Consider the following 17,910-nt stretch of genomic DNA (forward strand, 5'->3'; position numbering starts at 1 on the left):
AGTTCACCGCCGACGACATCGTGGTGCATCAGCAGGACGTCCAGGCCGTCGTCAACGCGCTCTGGGCCGGCGGCGCCCAGGCGATGATGATCCAGGACCAGCGCGTCATCGGCACGAGCGCCGTCCGTTGCGTCGGCAACACCCTCATCCTCCAGGGCCGGGTCTACTCGCCGCCCTACGTCATCAAGGCGATCGGCGACACGGGTGCGCTGCAGCGCTCGCTCACGGCAGATCCGACCATCCAGATCTACCAGCAGTATGTCGCTGCCGTCGGCCTGGGCTGGGACGTCTCCGTCGACGGCAACACCAAGTTCCCGGCCTACTCCGGCTCGGTGGAGCAGAGCCACGCCCAGGTCATCCGCTGAGCGGGCTCGTCGACACCACGTCCGCACCGGCTAGCCTTCGCCCATGGGTCCGCGCATCCTCGTCGTCGACAACTACGACAGCTTCGTCTACACGATCGTCGGCTACCTCGAGCAGCTCGGCGCGCACTGCGACGTCCGGCGGAACGACACGGTCGCGCCCCGGGACGGAGCGGCATACGACGGCGTCCTCATCTCGCCCGGGCCGGGCACCCCGGAGGGCGCGGGCGTCTCGATGGACCTCGTCCGCGCCTGCGCGGACGATGCGCGGCCGCTGTTCGGCGTGTGCTTGGGCCACCAGGCGCTCGCGGCGGCATTCGGAGGGACCGTCGGGCGCGCACCCGAGCTGTTGCACGGCAAGACGTCCGAGGTGCTGCACGACGGGACCGGCGTGCTCGAGGGGCTGCCGTCTCCCTTCACCGCGACGCGCTACCACTCCCTCACCGTCCTGCCGGACACCGTCCCGCCGGAGCTGGTCGTCACCGGTCGCACGGAGTCGGGCGTGGTCATGAGCCTGCGTCACCGCGACCTGCCCCTCCACGGCGTGCAGTTCCACCCCGAGAGCGTGCTGACCCAGGGTGGGCACCGGATGCTCGCCAACTTCCTGCGCCTCTGCGGGGACGATGGCGCCGTCGCCCGGTCCGACGGCCTCAGCCCCCTCGTCAGCGCCGCCGTCTGATGTGGCGCGGGTGAGCCGGGTCCGCCGCTGAAATGCGAACGGCGGGCCCCTTCAGGGACCCGCCGCCTGCGCTGATGTGCCGTATGCGGTCAGCCGTTGCCGCCGCCGCCCCCGCCGGGCTTCGTCTCGCTGGAGCTCGGCGTGTCGCTCGGTGTCGACGGTGGTGCCGTCACGGTCTGGGTCTCGGTGATCGTCTGGGTCGGGAGGGGCGACTGGGCCACCTCCACCTTGAGCCGCGAGCCGACCTTGACCGCATCCCCCGCGTGCTCGACGCTGAGGACCTCACCCGGTGTCTTGTCGGCGGAGTCGACATACGACGGCACCGGGATCACGTGGTATTCGTTGGCGAGCCGTGTCGAGACGATCGTCCACTGCTGGCCGACGAGGTCGTCCGGGATCTCCACCTTGCCCGAGGCGAGGTTGAGCGAGACGGCCGAGTTCACGTCGACGGTCTGCCCGACGGCCGGACTCGTCGAGACGACCTTGCCCTTGTCCTGCGTCGCGTCGTTGACGTCCTTCGTACCGGAGACGGTCAGGCCGGCGTCCTTGAGAGCCTGCGTCGCGCCCTCCACCGACATTCCCGTCACGTCCGGCACCTTGACGGTGTCGGGACCGGTCGAGACGACGTAGGTGATCGTGGTGCCCTCGTTGACCGTCTGGCCCTGGGCCGGGTCCTGCTTGAAGATCCTGCCCTTCTCGGCGCTGTTCGCCTCCTCGCTGGCTGACCCCTTGAGGTGCTTCTGGGCCAGCGCCGACTCCGCCTGCTGGGCGGTGAGGCCGACGAGGCGCGGCACCGTCGTCGTCACGACCGGCGGCTGCTGGTTGCCGAACCACAGCGCCGCGAGCCACCCGATCCCGGCGAGGAGGACGATGACGAGCAGGGTGATGAGGGCGGCCTTGCCCCCGTTGCCCTTGCGCTGGGCGCGAGCGACCTCCTCGGGGCGGCCGACTGCGGGCATCCCGGCCGTGTTGTCGGCGACGCGCCCCACGCGCGTCTGCACGACGGTGGGCGCGCCCGGGCTGGCGTATGCCGTGGGCATCGTCTGCGTCGTCGCCGCAGCCCCGAGCGCCGCGGCTGCCCCGAGGGCGGCGTTGCTGATGGGCCGGCCGCCGCGGACGTTCTCGAGGTCGCGACGGAAGGAGCCGGCGTCCTGGTAGCGGGCCTCCCGATCCTTGGCGAGCGCGTGCAGCGTCACGGCGTCGAGGTCGCCCCCGATGCTGGCGTTCCACACGCTCGGCGGCTGTGGCTGCTCGCCCACGTGCTGGTAGGCGATCGCGACGGGCGAGTCCCCGGTGAACGGGGTGCGTCCGGTGAGCAGTTCGTAGAGCACGCAGCCGGTCGAGTAGAGGTCGGAGCGGGCATCGACCGTCTGGCCCTGCGCCTGCTCCGGCGAGAGGTACTGGGCGGTGCCGACGACGGCCTGGGTCGCGGTCATCGTCGCGGCCGTGTCGGCGACCGCCCGGGCGATCCCGAAGTCCATCACCTTCACGACGCCGGCCGTCGTGAGCATGACGTTGCCCGGCTTGATGTCGCGGTGGACGATGCCCATCCGGTGGCTGTAGGCGAGCGCGTCGAGAATGCCCTCCGTGAGACGGATCGCCTCCTCGGGCTCGAGTGGGGCGCCGTGGACCAGCCGGTCGCGCAGCGTCATCCCGTCGACATACTCCATCACGATGTAGGGCAGGGGCACCGTCGAGGCGCCGGGTGCCTCCACCTCGTCCTCACCCGAGTCATAGATCGCGACGATGGCCGGGTGGTTGAGGCCCGCGGCCGACTGCGCCTCGCGGCGGAACCGGGTCAGGAAGTTCGGGTCGCGGGCCAGGTCGGAGCGCAGCATCTTGATGGCGACGGTCCGCCCCAACCGGGTGTCGTGCCCAAGATGGACGTCGGCCATGCCGCCTCGCCCGATGAGCCGGCCGACCTCATACCGTCCGCCCAGGACGCGCGGGGTGGTGCTCACACCGTCCACCTCTGATCGTTCTGACACTGCCCGGTCCCATCCGTCTGCTTGCACTTGGGGTCTGGTTTGCAGGATTGTCTCCCACAGGTCGTCACCGGCCCATCACCGCCTCCATCACGGCGCGGGCGATCGGGGCCGCCACGCGGCCGCCGCCGACCTCGCTCTGCGTGACGCCGCCGTCCTCGACGATGACGGCCACGGCGATCTTGGGGTCGTCCGCCGGGGCGAAGCTGATGAACCACGCGTGCGGCGCCTGGTTCGGGTCGTGTTGGGCCGTGCCGGTCTTGCCCGCCACGCGCACACCGGGGATCTGCGCCCGGGCGCCCGAGCCGTTGTCGACGACGGAGACCATCATGTTCTTGAGGATGTCGGCCGTGCGGGTCGAGACCGCCTGCGAGAGCTCCTGGGGCTGGGGTGCGCCGGAGATGATGTCGAGATCGGCGCTGCGGACCCGGTTGATGAGGTAGGGCGTCATCACCCGCCCCTGGTTCGCGATCCCCGCCGCCACCATGGCCATCTGCAGCGGCGTCGTCCGCACGTCGTACTGGCCGATGGCCGACTGGGCCGCCTGCGGGGCGTTGAGGTCGGCGGGCACGCTGCTCGGCACGACGCGCATCGGGGTGGAGAGGCTGTCGCCGAAGCCGAACTTCGCGGCCTGCGCCCGCAGCTTCTCACCGCCCAGCTCCATGCCGAGCGAGCCGAAGGCGGTGTTGCATGAGATCTCGAGGGCGTGCAGCAGGGTCGTCTTGTTGCCCGGGCCGCACGGCTGCCGGTTCTCGTTGGGCAGGGTGGCGTCGGTCAGCGGCAGGTCGAGCACCGCGGGTCCTGGCACCTGCGAGTTGGCGTCGGCAACGAGCCCGTTCTCGAGCGCGGCCGCGGCGGTGACGACCTTGAACGTCGATCCCGGTGGGTAGAGGTCGTCGATCGTCCGGTTGAGGAACGGCTTCTCCGGGTTGGTCGAGAGCTTCTGCCAGGCCTGCGCCGCCTTGCCGAAGTCATGGCTCGCCAGCGCGTTGGGGTCGTACTGCGGGTGGCTCACCATCGCGAGGATCGCGCCCGTCTTCGGGTCGAGGGCGACGACCGCGCCCCGGCTCTTGCCGAGGGCCTGGTCCGCGGCCTGCTGCGCCTTGGGGTTGATCGTGAGCTCGATGGTCGCCCCCGAGGTCTGGCGGCCGGTGATGAGGTCGGTGACCCGGCGCACGAACAGGGTGTCGGCCTGGCCGGACAGGAGGCCGTCGGCAGCGTGCTCCAGCCCGTAGGGGTTGCCCACCCCGAACGAGTAGAAGCCGGTCACCTGCGAGTAGAGCTCTCCGATCGGGTACTTCCGGAGCCACTTGTACTGGTCGCTCGCCGCGACCGACTCCGCGATCGGCTTGCCGGCGACCATGATGCCGCCGCGCTCGCGGGAGTAGTTGTCGAGGAGCGTGCGCTTGTTGGCCGGCATCGCGGCGAGGGTCTGGCTCTGGAAGAACTGGATCGACGTCGAGGCGACCAGCAGCGCGACGAAGAGCAGCGCGATGACGACGGACAGGCGGCGGACCGGTGCGTTCATGGCAGCCTCACCACCTGGGTCGCGTCGGCCGACGTCGAGCCCCGTGGTGGGGTGACGTTGAGCTCCGGCATGGGTCGCCGGGCGTGGTCGGAGATGCGGAGCAGGATCGCCATGATGACCCAGTTCGCGAGCAGTGACGAGCCGCCGAGCGACATGAACGGCGTGGTCAGGCCGGTGAGCGGGATGACCCGGGTGACCCCGCCGATGACGATGAAGACCTGGAAGGCGACGGAGAAGGCGAGGCCGATGGCGAGGAGCTTGCCGAAGCCGTCGCGGACACCGAGCGCGGTGCGGATGCCCCGCTCGACGAAGAGCAGGTAGAGCACGATGATGGCGACGGCACCGAAGAGCCCGAGCTCCTCCCCGAGGCTCGGGAAGATGAAGTCGCTCTCCGCGAAGGGCGTCAGGTAGGGCCGCCCGGCCCCGAGGCCCGTCCCGGTGAGGCCGCCGGAGCCCATGCCCCAGAGGCCCTTGGCCAGCTGGTCCGACCGTTGCAGGCTCGACGCGGAGAACGGGTCGAGCCAGAGCGTGACCCGGGTCTGGAAGTGCGAGAAGGTCGACAGCGCGAAGGCCACGGCCGCGGCGAAGAGGGCCAGGCCGATCGCGATCCACGAGACACGCTCGGTCGCGACGTAGAGCATCGCGACGAAGAGGCCGAAGAAGAGCAGCGCCGTGCCGAGATCGTTCTCGAAGACGAGGACGAGCACGGCGAGCACCCAGGCGACGAGGATCGGGCCGAGGTCACGCCCGCGCGGGAAGGTGAAGCCGAGCACCTTCTTGCCGGCGAGGGACAGGACGTCGCGGGCCTCGACGAGGTAGCCCGCGAAGAAGATGGCGAGGGCGATCTTGGCGAACTCGCCCGGCTGGAAGGACATTCCGCCGATCCCGATCCAGATCCTCGACCCGTTGACGCTCCGACCGATGCCGGGCAGGAGCGGCAGGACGAGCAGGACGAAGCCGGTGAGCAGCGACCAGTAGGTGAAGCGCCGGAGCAACCGGTGGTCGCGCAGCACGAAGACCACGATGATGGCGAGCCCCACGGCGACGGCGGTCCAGAGGATCTGCCGGTATGCCGTGCCGTCCGTGCCGAGGTGCCCGGCCGCGAGATCGAGCCGGTGGATCATCACGAGGCCGAGACCGTTGAGGCAGGTCGTGATCGGCAGCAGGACGGGGTCGGAGTACGCCGCCCGCCACCGGAGCACGAGGTGGACCACGACGGCCAGCACGACGAGGCCGCCCGCGACCGGCACGATGTTGGCCGGGACCGTCCCGTTGCGGTTGAGGTCGACCGAGACCCACGCGAGCAGCACGATCGCGATGGCAAGCAGGAGCAGGAGCAGCTCGAGACCGCGCCGCGGGCGCGGCGCGACGGGCTCGACGGTCGTCGTCACCGGGCCACCGCCGGTGTCGGGGAGGAAGCGTGCACGGTCGCCGTGGTCGGGGCCGGGCTCGCGCTCTGGCTGGGGGTCGGCGTCGGTATGCCGCTGGGTGAAGGCGTCACCACCGGAGTGTTGCCGCACGGGGTGCCGCTCTCGGCGAGGGCTCGGCAGCGGTCCGCCTCCTGGCGCAGTGTCGACACCTTCGTGACGGCGTCCGCGAGGTTCTGCGCGGGGATCGCTGCGTCGATCGAGCCCTGCACGTCGGTGGGCAGCTCGCTGACGGCGACGTCGCTCTGCATCTCCACGTGGTGGAGCGAGAGGGGACCGAGGTCCCGCGAGACGCCGCGGAAGATCGTGACCTTGCCGGCCTCGGCGGCGACGAAGTACTGGGTCTGGGACCAGGCGTAGGCCGCGTACCCGCCCGCGACGACCACGGCGAGGATGACGAGGGCGCCGAGGCCGCGCCGGATCGCCTTGCCACGGCGGCCGCGGTCGGTGCCCTCCTCTGCGAGCTCGACGGCATCGTCCTCCTCCGTTCGGCCGGTGGCCTCGCGGGACAGGGCCGCCGCCTTGGCCGCGGGGCTCGTCGGGATGGCGCGGGTGCGAGCACGCAGGCGGTTCTGGGCGGCGCCGACCACCTGCGGCGTCGTGGAGGTGAGCTCCGTGTCGGACGAGACGACCTCGGCGACGATGACGGTCACGTTGTCGCGGGTGCTCGCCTTGAGGGCGACCTCGATGCACCGCTCGGCGGCCTCGGCCGGGGTCTTGGCCTCCTTGAGGATCTCCTCGATGACGTCGGCGCCCACGAAGTCCGACAGGCCGTCGGAGCAGAGGAGGAAGCGGTCACCGACCTTCGCCTCGCGCAGGGAGGTGTCCGGCTCGTCGTCGGGCTGGCCCGTCATGACCCGGGTGACGACCGAGCGTTGCGGGTGCCGGCTCGCCTCCTCGCCTGTGATCCGGCCCTCGTCGACGAGCTGCTGGACGAAGGAGTGGTCCTTGGTGATCTGGGTGAAGGTGTCACCGCGGAGCATGAAGGCGCGTGAGTCGCCGATGTGCGCCATGGCGATCTTGTTGCCGGCCCGGAGCAGCGCGATCGTCGTCGAGCCCATGCCCGTCAGCTCGTCGTTCTCGCGGATCGCCTTGCTCAGCCGGTCGTTCGCCTGCCGGAGGGCCTGCTCGAGACGGGTCACCGCCTGGTCGGCGCCGATGGCTTCGTCGTCGAGGGGGGCCAGCTCCCCGACGATCATCGACGAGGCGACGTCACCGGCCGCGTGTCCGCCCATCCCGTCGGCGAGGACGAGCAGGTGCGGCCCGGCATAACCCGAGTCCTCGTTGCGGGACTTGGGCCCGAGGCCGAGGTCGGAGCGCGCCGCGAAGCGCAGGGCGATGGCCACGCGATCAACCCCGCAGTTCGATCACGGTCTTGCCGATACGCAGCGCCGAGCCGATCTCGACGGGGCGCGGCGTGGTCAGCCGGTCACGGCCCAGGTAGGTGCCGTTCGTCGAGCCGAGGTCCTCGACCATCCAGCCGTCGCCGCCGGGGTAGATGCGGCAGTGCCGGCCCGAGGCGTAGTCGTCGTCGAGGACGAGGGCGCACTCGGGGTTGCGGCCGATCAGCACCCCGGAGCCCCGCAGCGGCAGCGACGTGCCGGCGAGGGGACCTTCGGTCACGACGAGGTGGGTGGGCGGGCCGCCCTTGCGACCGGGGCGGGAGCGGCGCGCGGCCTCCGGTGCCGGGGCCTTCGCGGCGCGCCGTCCGGCCGATGCCGCCACCGGCTCCTGCCGCGCGGGGGCCTTGCGCTGGCCGCGGCGCGACACCTTCGTGCCGTAGAGGTCGGTCCGCAGCACGCCGACGATGCTGAAGATGAAGATCCACAGCAGCGCGAGCAGGCCCAGCCGGAGCAGGGTGAGGGTCAGTTCACTCATCCGTCACCGCTCACCGTCGCCCGGCGCGGAAGGTCGCCGACGTCCGGCCGAGGGTGATCCGGTCGCCGTCCTCCAGCCGCTGGGAGGTGATCCGGTCGCCGTTGACGAAGGTGCCGTTGGTCGAGTTGAGGTCGCGGATCGAGGTGACCAGGTGCGGGCCGTCGTTGGTCACGCGGATCTCGCTGTGCCGACGTGAGACACCCGCATCGTCGACGACGACGTCCGCGCTCTCGTCGCGCCCGATGATCGTGATGCTCCCGAGGAGCGGGTAGCGGTCGCCGGCTATGTCGAGCCAGGGCCGGGCGGACGGGTTGCTCCGGGCGGCCCGGGGCGGTGCCGGATGGTCGACGGCGGTCGCCGGCCCTGCCGGCACGGGGTGACCACGAGCCGGCTGGGGCGCCGGCACGTGCTGCAGGGCGGGGGCCACCTCACCCTGGTCGATGCGCTTGGCCGTCGCCGGACGGACCCGGAACACCCCGGTCTCGAGACCCTCGCCCTCGACGAGGGTCACCTTGAGGGGACCGTGCGGCTGGTAACCCTGGGACTCGGCGTGCTCCTCGGCCGCAGCGACGAGGTCGTCGGCGAGCTCGTCCTCGTAGTCGCCGAGGCGGTCGTAGTCCGTCTGGCTCAGCTCGATGGTGTAGAGATTGGGAACCATGGCGCGCCCGTGACCGAGGAGGGCGGCCCGGTCGTCCATCGCGCGGCGGATCGCCGAGGCGATCTCCACGGGCTGGACCTCCGACTTGAACGCCTTGGCGAAGGCACCGTGGACAGCCTTGGCGAGCCCGTGCTCGACACGGTTGATGATTCCCACGGACGACTCCTTCTCACAAAGCGGGCGATTCATCGTAACCGGGCGGTGCCCGCACGCGCCGGTACCGCACCCGGGACGCGTCGCACGTCCGGGTGACGGTCCCGTGCTGCGAGGTTTGTCTGGAGGCCCGAAGATGAGACCATTCGGCGGAGCGACAGGCCATCATAGGGAGTTCTCGATGAGCAACGAGAAGACGAACGGCAACGACGCCCACTGGGGGTGGACCGACCAGCAGGTCGACGACGGCGCCGGCCTGCCCGGCTACCCATCCAACACGTCGGTGCCGAACGATTTCGAGCTGCCCCTGCCGCAGGCCGAGACGAGCGACCCGTGGTCGAGCACGTGGAGCGACGCCGACTGGGCCGCCGCGACCGCCGCCGCGGACGAGACGGGCACCAGCGCGTCCGGTGACGGCGCCTACTCCCCGACCTCCTGGCACGCCGACGACACGGCGACGATCCAGCTCAAGATCGACCAGTCGTGGCGCCCCGCCGGCTCGGCCGACACCGCGGAGACCGATCACGCATCCGCCCGCACCGTCGACACCACGGCGGCACTGCACGAGGCGGCGGAGGCCGGCTCCGCGCCATACACGACCGACCGGAGCGGGGTGGGGCCGCACGCCGACGAGCTGATCACCGCGCGCTCGAAGGGCCTGCGCCAGAAGGTCAAGGCGAGCTCGGGGCTGCGGCGCGCGTTCGGCATGGGACCGGGCCGGTCCGAGCGGCTCGAGCGCGAGCGCGCCGACCGCATCGCCCGGCCGCTCAACGGCCGCAAGACGATCATGGTGATCAACACCAAGGGCGGCGGCGGCAAGACGCTCGTCACGCTCATGCTGGCGAGCTACCTCGGGCGCTACCGGTCCGGGTCGGTGCTCGCCTGGGACAACAACGAGACCGAGGGCACCCTCGGCATGCGCGCGCCGTCGCAGAGCCACCACCGCACCGTCGTCGACCTGCTCGGCGCGCTGCCGACGATCGCGAACGACCCCAACGCGGGGACCTCGGAGCTCGAGCACTGGGTGCGCGAGCAGCGCGGCCTCAACTTCGACGTGCTCGCCTCGGCCGACGACGACGAGGCGATGCGGATCATCGGCGAGCAGGAGTTCGAGTCGCTGCACGCCCAGCTGTCGCGGTTCTACCGGATGATCGTCGTCGACACCGGCAACAACCGGCTCGCTCCCAACTGGCTCGCGGCTGCCCAGCGCGCCGACATGCTCGTCTTCGCGACGTCGCTCAAGGACGACACCTCCGTCGTCGCCGCGAAGAACCTCGACGCCCTCGTCGCCATGGGGCGCCAGGACCTCGTCCGCAACGCGGTCTGCGTCATCTCGCACACCTCGGCCAAGGGCGACCCCGGCGCCGGCGTGCACACCCGGGAGCACTTCGAGCAGTGGGTGCGCGAGGTCGTCGACATCCCTTACGACCCGGCGCTCGCCCCCGGCCTGCACCTCGACCCGGCGAAGATCGACAAGCACACCCACGAGGCCTGCATGGAGATGGCGGCCTCGGTCGTCGACGGCCTCTGACCGCCCGGTTCTCGGTCACGTCGCCGGGCAGGTCGCCCCTGGTGTCGCGGGTGTTGTCGCCCTGACGACACCTGCCGCGACACGACGGGTGACCTGACGGCGGCCGGATCCGAGTGCCGTCCGACCCGCCGTGGACTCGGTTTGGCGTTCCCGGGGGTCATGCAGCACACTGGGGCACTGTCACGCGCGAGTGGCGGAACGGCAGACGCGCTGTCTTCAGGTGGCAGTGTCCTTATGGGCGTGGGGGTTCAAATCCCCCCTCGCGCACGCGTGAGGCGCCGGGCCCCGACCTTGGATGGTCGGGGCCCGTCGCGTTGTGGAGGGCGACCCGGCGCCGGTCAGCGGCGGCCGACGCTCCGGACCAGCCAACGCAGCTCGCTCCGGTGCTCGAGCCCGAGCTTCTCGAGCAGGGACGACATGTGCGTCTTGACCGTCGCCGGGCTGATCCCGAGCGCGGCGGCGATGCCGGCGTTGCCCGGGTCGCCGTCGGGACCGGTCAGCAGGTCCACCACCGACCGCTCCCGGGGAGAGAGCACCGCGAGCGGGTCCGTCGGCACGTCGTCCTGCGGTCCGAGGCGGGTCACGAGGCTCGCCTGGATCTCGAAGCAGCGCCGCGATAGCGCCAGCAGGCGTGCGCGCAGCTCCGGGTCCGCGGACCCGGCCCCAGGACGGGCCGCCGATCCCGCGCGAGACCCGTCCGCACGTCCCGTCCCCCGAGCGAGCTCCGTCAGCGCCGCCGCCAGCTCGGTCAGCTCGCGGGAGGCGGCGTTGAGCGCGGTGAGCCGGCCGGACCGGCCGTCGTCCTCGAGCTCGGGGTAGACCAGGCGCAGGTTGAGCCGGCGGTTCGGGTGCCCGGACTGGAGGCGGTCGACGACGAGGCCCGCCAGCCACTCCATCGCGCGCATCGTCTCGTCGGCGAAGGCGTTCGGAGTGTCGGACAGGGCGCCCATGAGTCCCATGACCTCGCCGTCCTCGAGTCCGAGCAGCGGGACCACCAACGCGTCGCTGGACGGGTCGGCGTCACCGAAGAGGTTCCCCCGGTTGAGCAGGGCGCCGTCGTCGTCGGAGAACCGGTACGGGCGACGACTCGCCAGCATCCACGCGGTCAGCCCGTTCGGGCCGTAGGTGACCGACCCCGCCTCCTCGAAGCTGTCGTTGGTGAAGAGGTACGGGTAGGACACCCGCCGGTCCGCGGGCGTGACCAGCGCGATGTAGAAGTCGTCCAGCGGCGCGATCGCACCGACGGCCGCACGGCACGCGTCATACACCCGGAACACGTCGTTCCGGTCCGTCTCCCTGATCACCTGGTCGGCGTGCCGCAGCGCTCGTAGCGCTGGGTCCGACAGCCCGCCGCTCATCGCTCGTCCCCTGACATCCCCTGTCTCACGCGGACATACTCCCGGTAAGTACGCGCAGATGCCACCACCACTCACCGCGCGTAGGCCGAAGGATGAGGCGCAGGTTCGGTCTCCGGCCGATACCCCACGGTCCCCGACGCTGGCACTCTGTGTTGGCCCGGTCACGCGCGGGGCGCCGGGACATCCAAGGGGGGAATGGCTCTCGGCATCTCCGACGCACCGGTCCCTGGTACATCGGAGGGAATACCAGGGGCCGGGACCGGCCATCGTCGCCCAGCCCGAGCGCGGCCGGCCCGACAGCGGAGGGAAACCCAGCGGCATACCGGCTCCCGGTGCGCGACACTGCGACCCATGACAATCCACGTGCACAACATCACCTTCGACTGCGCCGACGCTCGACCGCTCGCGGACTTCTGGGCTGGGTTGCTCGGCTGGAACGTCTTCTATGACGACGACCCGGAGGTGCTCGTCGCGCCGACGTTCCCGCAGCAGGGCATCGGGCTGCTCTTCATCCCCGTGCCGGAGGGCAAGACCGCGAAGAACCGCGTCCATCTCGACTTCAGCCCCGACGGGGCCACCCGCGACGAGACCGTCGAGCGTGCCGTGGCAGCGGGCGCGACGATCGTCGGCGACCACCGAAAGGACGACGGCTCCGGATGGGTCACGCTGGCCGACCCCGAGGGCAACGAGTTCTGCATCGAGCGCGGAGAGCAGGAGCGGCCACGCGAGACGCGTGCGATCCGAATCGGTTGAGTGACACGCCGATTCGTATGCCGCCCACCCGGGGCCGGTGGGTCACTGCGATCGGTGCCGGGTCGGCTGCACGTCCGGGAGGGCCCGGAGGACGAAGGCCTGGACCGGCGCCTCCTTGCCCTTGAGCTCGAGCGGGCCGAGCGGTTCGGTGACTGCGTCGGGCAGATGCGCGAGGGTGGCCGCCGTGATCGCGACGGCGCCCACGGGGGCCTGGCCCTCGATGCGCGAGGCGACGTTGACGGCGTCGCCGATGACCGTGTGGGTCCGTCCGCCTTCGCCGCCGAGCAGGCTCACGAGCACCTCGCCGGTGTTGAGCCCGACCCGGAAGCGCGGCCAGCCGGGATGTGCCCGGGCGATCCCGGCGGTCCGCTCCTGCATCTCGAGGCCGGCCCGTGAGGCACGCAGGGCATGGTCGGGCTGGTCGCCCAACCGGTTGAAGGTGACCATGAGCGCATCGCCGATGATCCGGTCGACCTGACCTCCGTGCCGCTTCACGACTGCCGGGATCACCGCCGTGAAGTAGGTGTTCAGCATCTCGCTCACCTCGGCCGGGTCGTGCTCCTCCGAGAAGGTCGTGAACCCCCGCAGGTCGGCGAAGAGGATGGTCATCTCACGGCGTCCCGCGACCGTCTGCTCGGTGTAGAGCCCGGCGAAGCGCTCCTCGTGCCAGGACTGCTGGGCGCCCCAGGCGACGAGGGCGAACGCGCTGAGGAGCAGGACGTGCCACTCCCACCAGCTGTAGTGCCAGTTGGGGGAGACGGTGACCGCGATCATCGCCTCGGCGAGCAGGACCAGGGCCGCGGCCATCGCCGCGGGCAGGAGCCCACGGCGCCGGCGCCAGACCCGCAGATAGGCGACGGCGGAGCCCGCGAAGAGCACCGTGGCAACGATGGCGGCGGCGAGCATGAGCCCGGAGGCGCGCTCGAGGCCGGGGCCCTGCGCGAACGGGGGCACGCGCCGGAGCGACAGGACGGCCCAGAGAGCCATCAGCGCGAGCAGGCCGAGGCGCATGGCACGGGCTGTCCGCACGGACCGGACCGGGCGGTTGAGGATCGGCGGGAGCACGGAGGCCACGGCGAAGAGCGAGCCCAGCGCGATACCGACCGGTGTCGCCAAGTTGAACCCAGCTCCGGCGGCGGGCAGGAGCATGTGCGGTGTGGCGAGGGCGTGCAGCCCGAGGAAGCCCGCCGCCGAGAGGAAGGCCAGCGACACGAACATGACGCGAACGTCGCCGCGCGTCGACGCAGCGGACCCGGTGCCGTAGGCGACGGCCGCGCTCAGCGCCGCGGCACCGAGCACGAGCCAAAAGTGCATCGTGTCGTGCTGGTACTGCTCGTCGAGCCGGGGCTGGAGGCGGAGCAGGGCGAGGCCGGCGAGCGGAATCAGCAGGACGAGCCCGCTGAGCAGCTCCGACGCCCGACGGCGAGCCGCAGGTGCGGGTGCGGCGCTGCCGCCCTCGGGCGGAGTGACGGCCCCGCCGGGGCCCACCGCCCCGGCCCTGCTAGGCATCGGCCCGGTCGGGCGACGCCGCTCTGCTGAGGGCCAGGAACCGGTGTACCTCCGACAGGACGACGGAGCCCTCTCCGACGGCCGACGCGACCCGCTTGACCGAGCCGCTGCGGACGTCGCCGACCGCGAACAGCCCGGGCACCGAGGTCTCGTGGGGCAGGGGCGGCCGGTCGAGCATCCACCCTGCGGAGCCCGTGCCGAGCGCGGCGGCCGCGGACGTCGGCAGGACGTCTGACCCGGTCAGGAGGAACCCCCACCGGTCGCGTGCGACGCCCTCACCGAGCCAGTCGGTGCGTGGCTCAGCGCCGATCATCACGAAGAGCGCGTCGGCGGGCAGGGTGTGCCGTGAGCCGCTCTCCCGGTCGGCCAGGGTCACCTCGGTCAGCCATCCGTCGCCGCCACCGCCGACGAGCTCCGCCTGGGGGACCACCGTGACCGTGGGGCTGGCGCCGATCTCGTCGACGAGGTACCGCGACATTGTCGCGGACAGGTCGGGGGTCCGGATGACGATGGCCACGTCTGCGGCATATCGCTTGAGGTGGAGGGCGGCCTGACCGGCCGAGTTGCCTCCGCCGACGATGACGACGTGTGCCCCCGTGAGGCCGTGCGCCTCCGAGACGTTCGCCCCGTAGAACACTCCCGACCCCACCAGCGCCTCGAGGGACGGCACACCGAGGCGTCGGTAGTCCACGCCGGTGGCGAGGACGACCGCACCCGCCCGTACGTCACCTTCACTGCCGAGCCGGACGACGACCCTCCTTGGTCCGCCGACGGGCTGGATCCGGTCGACGCGACGAGTCAGGACGAAACGTGCCCCGAAGACCCAGGCCTGCTGGAACCCGCGTTGCGCCAGCTCTGCGCCACTCAGACCCCTGGAGAAGCCGAGGTAGTTGCGGATCAACGAGCTCGTGCCGGCCTGTCCGCCGAGGGCCTGCTCCTCGACACACAAGACGGTGAGGCCCTCGGACGAGGCGTACACCGCGGCGGCGAGTCCGGCCGGGCCCGCCCCCACGACCACCAGGTCGACGTCGCGGTCCTCGGGGGCGAGCGAGGTGCGAATGCCCCACGCCTCGAGGATCTCGACGTCGGTGGGGTCGAGGAGCACCTGCCCACCGAGGGCGGCAAGGAACACGACGAGCGGTCCACGCGGGCTCCCCGCCGCGGGGCCGCCGATGCGGGCGAGCAGCTCGTTCGCCTCCGCCGTGCCCCGGTCGAGGAAGGCGTGTGGGATCCCGTTGCGGGCCAAGAGGCTTCGCACGGCGTGCCCTCGAACGTCCCGCGTCTCGCCGACGACCACCACCTCGCGACCGCTGCTCGTCACGGTGCGCGACCAGCCCTGCACGTATTCGGCGACTGTCCGGTTGAACAGCTCGTCCGGTGACGACCACGGCTTGAGGACGTAGTACATGGCGTCGCCCCGCGCGACGGAGCGGAGGATCTCGTCGGCCGTGCGTCGGTCGGCCCATGCGCCCCACGGCACGAGGAGTGCCCGGCCTGCGTCGGGATGCAACGAGCGCACCCTGCCGAGCAGCTCGGCTCCGGAGGTGTCCGGCAGCCAGGCGTCGGCGAGCACGAGAGCGACCGGATCGCCCCGTGCCGCCGCCAGCTCGAGCTGGGCCAGCGCGACGGAGCCCTCGAGCTCCCCCCGCACCCGGAAGTCGCAGCCGAACCGGCGCGACAGCTCGGCCTCGATCCGCGCCAGGCTTTCGGCGTCCGGGTCCACGGCGAGCAAGAGTGGTCGAGTCATGGTGGGCCCCCGTCCATCCATGGGGTGGGAGTTGCCTCCCGATCCCTGAAAGGTACGCCCGACGTCCCGCCGGCAGAAAGGGGCGGTATGCCGCGAGCGGCTCGCTGCTCGAGCTGCCTCCTCCGCGCCCCGCATGAGCCGCAGGACGGTGCCGCGCACGTACGGTTGGTCCCGCAGGGCGGGAACCTACTGGTGCGTTTGGTCCCGGCTCTGCTGGCGCGTCAGGCCGAGGCACTCCAGAGCGGCACCGTCAGCCCCGGCAGCGGCACGGCGACCGAGGTGGCGAGGCCGCTGGCCTGCACCCGGCCGAAGAAGTCGGCGACCGGGGACCGGAAGACGCCGTAGTCGCTGTGGTGGACGGCGACCGCGCGTCCGGGGCGGACTCGGCGAAGGAGGTCGAGACCCTGTCGGCCGTCCATCGTCACCGTGCGCAACAGCACCCTCGTCCCGCCGAGGTGGACCACAGCGGCCTCGGGGGTGCCGCACCGCTCGGCGATCTCGTCGAGGTGGTCACCGGTCAACGTGTCACCGCTGAGGTAGAGGCTGCGCTCGGGGCCGGCGGCGGGTCGCCAGCGGATGAAGGAACCCATGACCGGCGGCAGCAGCCGGCCGAGCACTCCTCGTGCGTGGATCGCGGGCACCGCCTCGATGGTGAGCGTCTCGTCCCCGGAGGTGAGCCGGTGTGTCGACCACGTGTCGAGTCCCTCGGTCCGGAAGCCCCATCCACCCAGGCGCTCGGCGGCCTGTGGTGTCGTCACCACCGGCTGTTCGCGGGACAGCGAGTGGCGGGCGACCCGGTCGAAGTGGTCGCCGTGCAGGTGCGACAGGACAATGGCGTCGAGTGTTGGCAGCTCGCGCGGATGGAGTGCCGGCTCCGTGAGGCGCTTCGACCACAGGCCCCAGCCGAGCCAGGCGCGCTGGCCCCGGTGCAGGAAGTTGGGGTCCGTGAGCAGGGTGAACGAGCCGAGCCGCAGCACCGTCGTCGCCGTGCCGACGAACTGGAGGGACCCGATCGCCCCACCGGCTGCGTCCGACATCGCGGCCTCCTCAGAGCGACCGCAGGGCGGGCAGCAGTTCCTTCTCCGCCCAGATGCAGAATGCCTCCTGCTGGTCCGCACCGATCTGGACGAGTGCGAGCTCGGTGAACCCGGCGTCCACGTAGGCCTTCGCCTTCTCGACGACCTGGTCGACGTCCGGCCCGCACGCCACCTGCTCGGCGATGTCCTCGGGCCGCACCGACGCGGACGCCGACGCGAATGCCGCAGGGGTCGGCAGCTCGGAGTTGACCGGCCAACCCAGGCCGGTCCAGCGGAACTGCTCGTGGGCCCGCTTCACAGCGGCCTCGCGGGAGACGTCATACGCGATCGGCATCTGCCCGACCCGTGGCTTGCCTGCGCCGCCGGCGGCATCGAAGAGCTCGCCGAGCTCGGCCTTGGGCTCCGTTGCGATCATCAGGTCGGCGCGGCCACCCGCGATGGTGCATGACTCCTGGCCGGAGCACGCGACGCCGATCGGCACCCGCTCGTCGGGCAGGTCGTAGAGCTTCGCCGACTCGACCCGGTAGTAGGTCCCCCGGTGGCTCACCTGCTCGCCGCTGAAGAGGAGCTGGATGATTTCGACCGCCTCGTCGAGCATCTCGTGCCGCTGCCCGACGGCCGGCCAGCCCTCGCCGACGACGTGTTCGTTGAGGTTCTCGCCTGCGCCGAGCCCGAGCCGGAACCGGCCGCCCGAGAGGATCTGCATCGTCGCAGCCTTCTGCGCCACGACGGCCGGGTGGTAGCGGACCAGCGGGCACGTCACGTAGGTCATGAGCGGGATCCGCGACGTCACCTGGGAGGCCGCTCCAAGGATCGACCACGCATAGCCGGAGTGACCCTGCTCCTCGAGCCAGGGGTTGAAGTGGTCGCTGATGACGGAGAAGTCGAACCCGGCGTCCTCTGCCCGCTGGATGTCCCGCACGAGCAGGTTCGGCGGCGACTGCTCGCACATCATCGTGTAGCCGATCGAAACCATGGCCACCGCCTACCCGTTGGTGTCCGGACCAATCCACTCCCCTCCGGTGTCGAGTGAGCGTCCCGTCCCACCCGTCCGAGCGTCGAGTGAGCGCTCCGCCCCACCCGTCCCAGCGTCGAGTGGGCGCCCCGTCCCACCCGGCTCAGAGGCCGGCGGCCGCCCGGTACTGCCAGACGGTCAGGACCGCCGACGCCCCCTCGCCGACGGCCGTGGGGCCGCGCGTGGGCGCGCCCTGGGGCACCACGCCCGCCCCGAAAAAACCCCGCCCCCACGGCAAGAACAAGAAATGGTACCCATAGATAGGCCACGCCCCGCCCTGCTGCGTGGTC

General features: G+C 71.4%; 15 protein-coding genes and 1 tRNA gene. 5 read left to right on the forward strand and 11 right to left on the reverse strand.

Annotation, left to right across the window (positions count from 1 at the left end):
• Both ACTHJJ_RS03730 and ACTHJJ_RS03735 read left to right on the forward strand, forming a co-directional pair.
• Window positions 1–365 (forward strand): DUF881 domain-containing protein (locus ACTHJJ_RS03730; RefSeq protein ID WP_440301592.1); only part of this gene is annotated, 365 nt, incomplete at its 5' end.
• 43 nt (window positions 366–408) lie between these two features.
• Window positions 409–1,041 carry an aminodeoxychorismate/anthranilate synthase component II gene (locus ACTHJJ_RS03735; protein ID WP_440301593.1) on the forward strand — a complete coding sequence of 211 codons (633 nt, stop codon included), beginning with the start codon at window positions 409–411 and terminating at the stop codon, window positions 1,039–1,041.
• 89 nt (window positions 1,042–1,130) lie between these two features.
• On the opposite strand, the gene pknB is transcribed toward ACTHJJ_RS03735, so the two are convergent.
• From pknB to ACTHJJ_RS03765, 6 genes are all read right to left on the reverse strand, one after another.
• Entirely contained in the window at window positions 1,131–3,002 is a 1,872-nt protein-coding gene (gene pknB / locus ACTHJJ_RS03740) for a Stk1 family PASTA domain-containing Ser/Thr kinase (protein WP_440301594.1), read from the reverse strand.
• 91 nt (window positions 3,003–3,093) lie between these two features.
• The gene (locus ACTHJJ_RS03745; RefSeq protein ID WP_440301595.1) at window positions 3,094–4,554 is read right to left on the reverse strand and encodes a peptidoglycan D,D-transpeptidase FtsI family protein; all 1,461 of its coding nucleotides are present in this window, start codon (window positions 4,552–4,554) and stop codon (window positions 3,094–3,096) included.
• Window positions 4,551–5,945, reverse strand: coding sequence for an FtsW/RodA/SpoVE family cell cycle protein (locus tag ACTHJJ_RS03750; RefSeq protein ID WP_440301606.1), 1,395 nt, complete (start codon window positions 5,943–5,945; stop codon window positions 4,551–4,553). Before ACTHJJ_RS03750 ends, ACTHJJ_RS03745 begins: the two co-directional genes overlap by 4 nt.
• A complete protein-coding gene (locus tag ACTHJJ_RS03755; protein ID WP_440301596.1) occupies window positions 5,942–7,327 on the reverse strand; it encodes a PP2C family protein-serine/threonine phosphatase in 1,386 nt (461 codons plus the stop codon). The genes ACTHJJ_RS03750 and ACTHJJ_RS03755 overlap by 4 nt, the downstream gene beginning before the upstream one ends.
• Before the next feature lie 4 nt (window positions 7,328–7,331).
• Window positions 7,332–7,859: an FHA domain-containing protein FhaB/FipA gene (locus tag ACTHJJ_RS03760; protein ID WP_440301597.1), complete on the reverse strand. Its 528-nt coding sequence runs from the start codon at window positions 7,857–7,859 to the stop codon at window positions 7,332–7,334.
• 10 nt (window positions 7,860–7,869) lie between these two features.
• Window positions 7,870–8,673, reverse strand: a complete 804-nt coding sequence (locus ACTHJJ_RS03765) for an FhaA domain-containing protein (RefSeq protein ID WP_440301598.1) — start codon at window positions 8,671–8,673, stop codon at window positions 7,870–7,872.
• A 178-nt stretch (window positions 8,674–8,851) separates the two neighbouring features.
• Between ACTHJJ_RS03765 and ACTHJJ_RS03770 the strand changes: the two genes are divergently transcribed.
• Window positions 8,852–10,201 carry a MinD/ParA family ATP-binding protein gene (locus tag ACTHJJ_RS03770; protein WP_440301599.1) on the forward strand — a complete coding sequence of 450 codons (1,350 nt, stop codon included), beginning with the start codon at window positions 8,852–8,854 and terminating at the stop codon, window positions 10,199–10,201.
• Between the two features lie 184 nt (window positions 10,202–10,385).
• Window positions 10,386–10,468: transfer RNA gene (locus ACTHJJ_RS03775), tRNA-Leu, on the forward strand.
• Window positions 10,469–10,539: 71 nt separating this feature from the next.
• Here ACTHJJ_RS03775 and ACTHJJ_RS03780 read toward each other — a convergent pair.
• Window positions 10,540–11,559 carry a LuxR C-terminal-related transcriptional regulator gene (locus ACTHJJ_RS03780; RefSeq protein WP_440301600.1) on the reverse strand — a complete coding sequence of 340 codons (1,020 nt, stop codon included), beginning with the start codon at window positions 11,557–11,559 and terminating at the stop codon, window positions 10,540–10,542.
• Window positions 11,560–11,910: 351 nt separating this feature from the next.
• On the opposite strand from ACTHJJ_RS03780, the gene ACTHJJ_RS03785 reads away from it, so the two are divergent.
• Window positions 11,911–12,312, forward strand: a complete 402-nt coding sequence (locus ACTHJJ_RS03785; RefSeq protein ID WP_440301601.1) for a VOC family protein — start codon at window positions 11,911–11,913, stop codon at window positions 12,310–12,312.
• A 42-nt stretch (window positions 12,313–12,354) separates the two neighbouring features.
• Here ACTHJJ_RS03785 and ACTHJJ_RS03790 read toward each other — a convergent pair whose 3' ends face one another.
• The 4 genes from ACTHJJ_RS03790 to ACTHJJ_RS03805 all read right to left on the reverse strand — a co-directional run bounded on the left by ACTHJJ_RS03790 (window position 12,355) and on the right by ACTHJJ_RS03805 (window position 17,581).
• Window positions 12,355–13,821 (reverse strand): adenylate/guanylate cyclase domain-containing protein, encoded by a 1,467-nt coding sequence (locus ACTHJJ_RS03790; protein WP_440301602.1) that lies wholly within the window; start codon window positions 13,819–13,821, stop codon window positions 12,355–12,357.
• On the reverse strand, window positions 13,814–15,568 hold the full coding sequence (locus tag ACTHJJ_RS03795; RefSeq protein WP_440301603.1) for an FAD-dependent oxidoreductase: 1,755 nt from the start codon (window positions 15,566–15,568) through the stop codon (window positions 13,814–13,816). The genes ACTHJJ_RS03790 and ACTHJJ_RS03795 overlap by 8 nt, the downstream gene beginning before the upstream one ends.
• Window positions 15,569–15,789: 221 nt before the next feature.
• The gene (locus tag ACTHJJ_RS03800; protein ID WP_440301604.1) at window positions 15,790–16,605 is read right to left on the reverse strand and encodes an MBL fold metallo-hydrolase; all 816 of its coding nucleotides are present in this window, start codon (window positions 16,603–16,605) and stop codon (window positions 15,790–15,792) included.
• 10 nt (window positions 16,606–16,615) lie between these two features.
• Window positions 16,616–17,581, reverse strand: a complete 966-nt coding sequence (locus ACTHJJ_RS03805; RefSeq protein WP_440301605.1) for a TIGR03557 family F420-dependent LLM class oxidoreductase — start codon at window positions 17,579–17,581, stop codon at window positions 16,616–16,618.
• Window positions 17,582–17,910 lie beyond the last annotated feature (329 nt).

This window comes from Intrasporangium sp., from assembly GCF_051961875.1.
In the GTDB taxonomy this organism is placed as follows: domain Bacteria; phylum Actinomycetota; class Actinomycetes; order Actinomycetales; family Dermatophilaceae; genus Intrasporangium_A.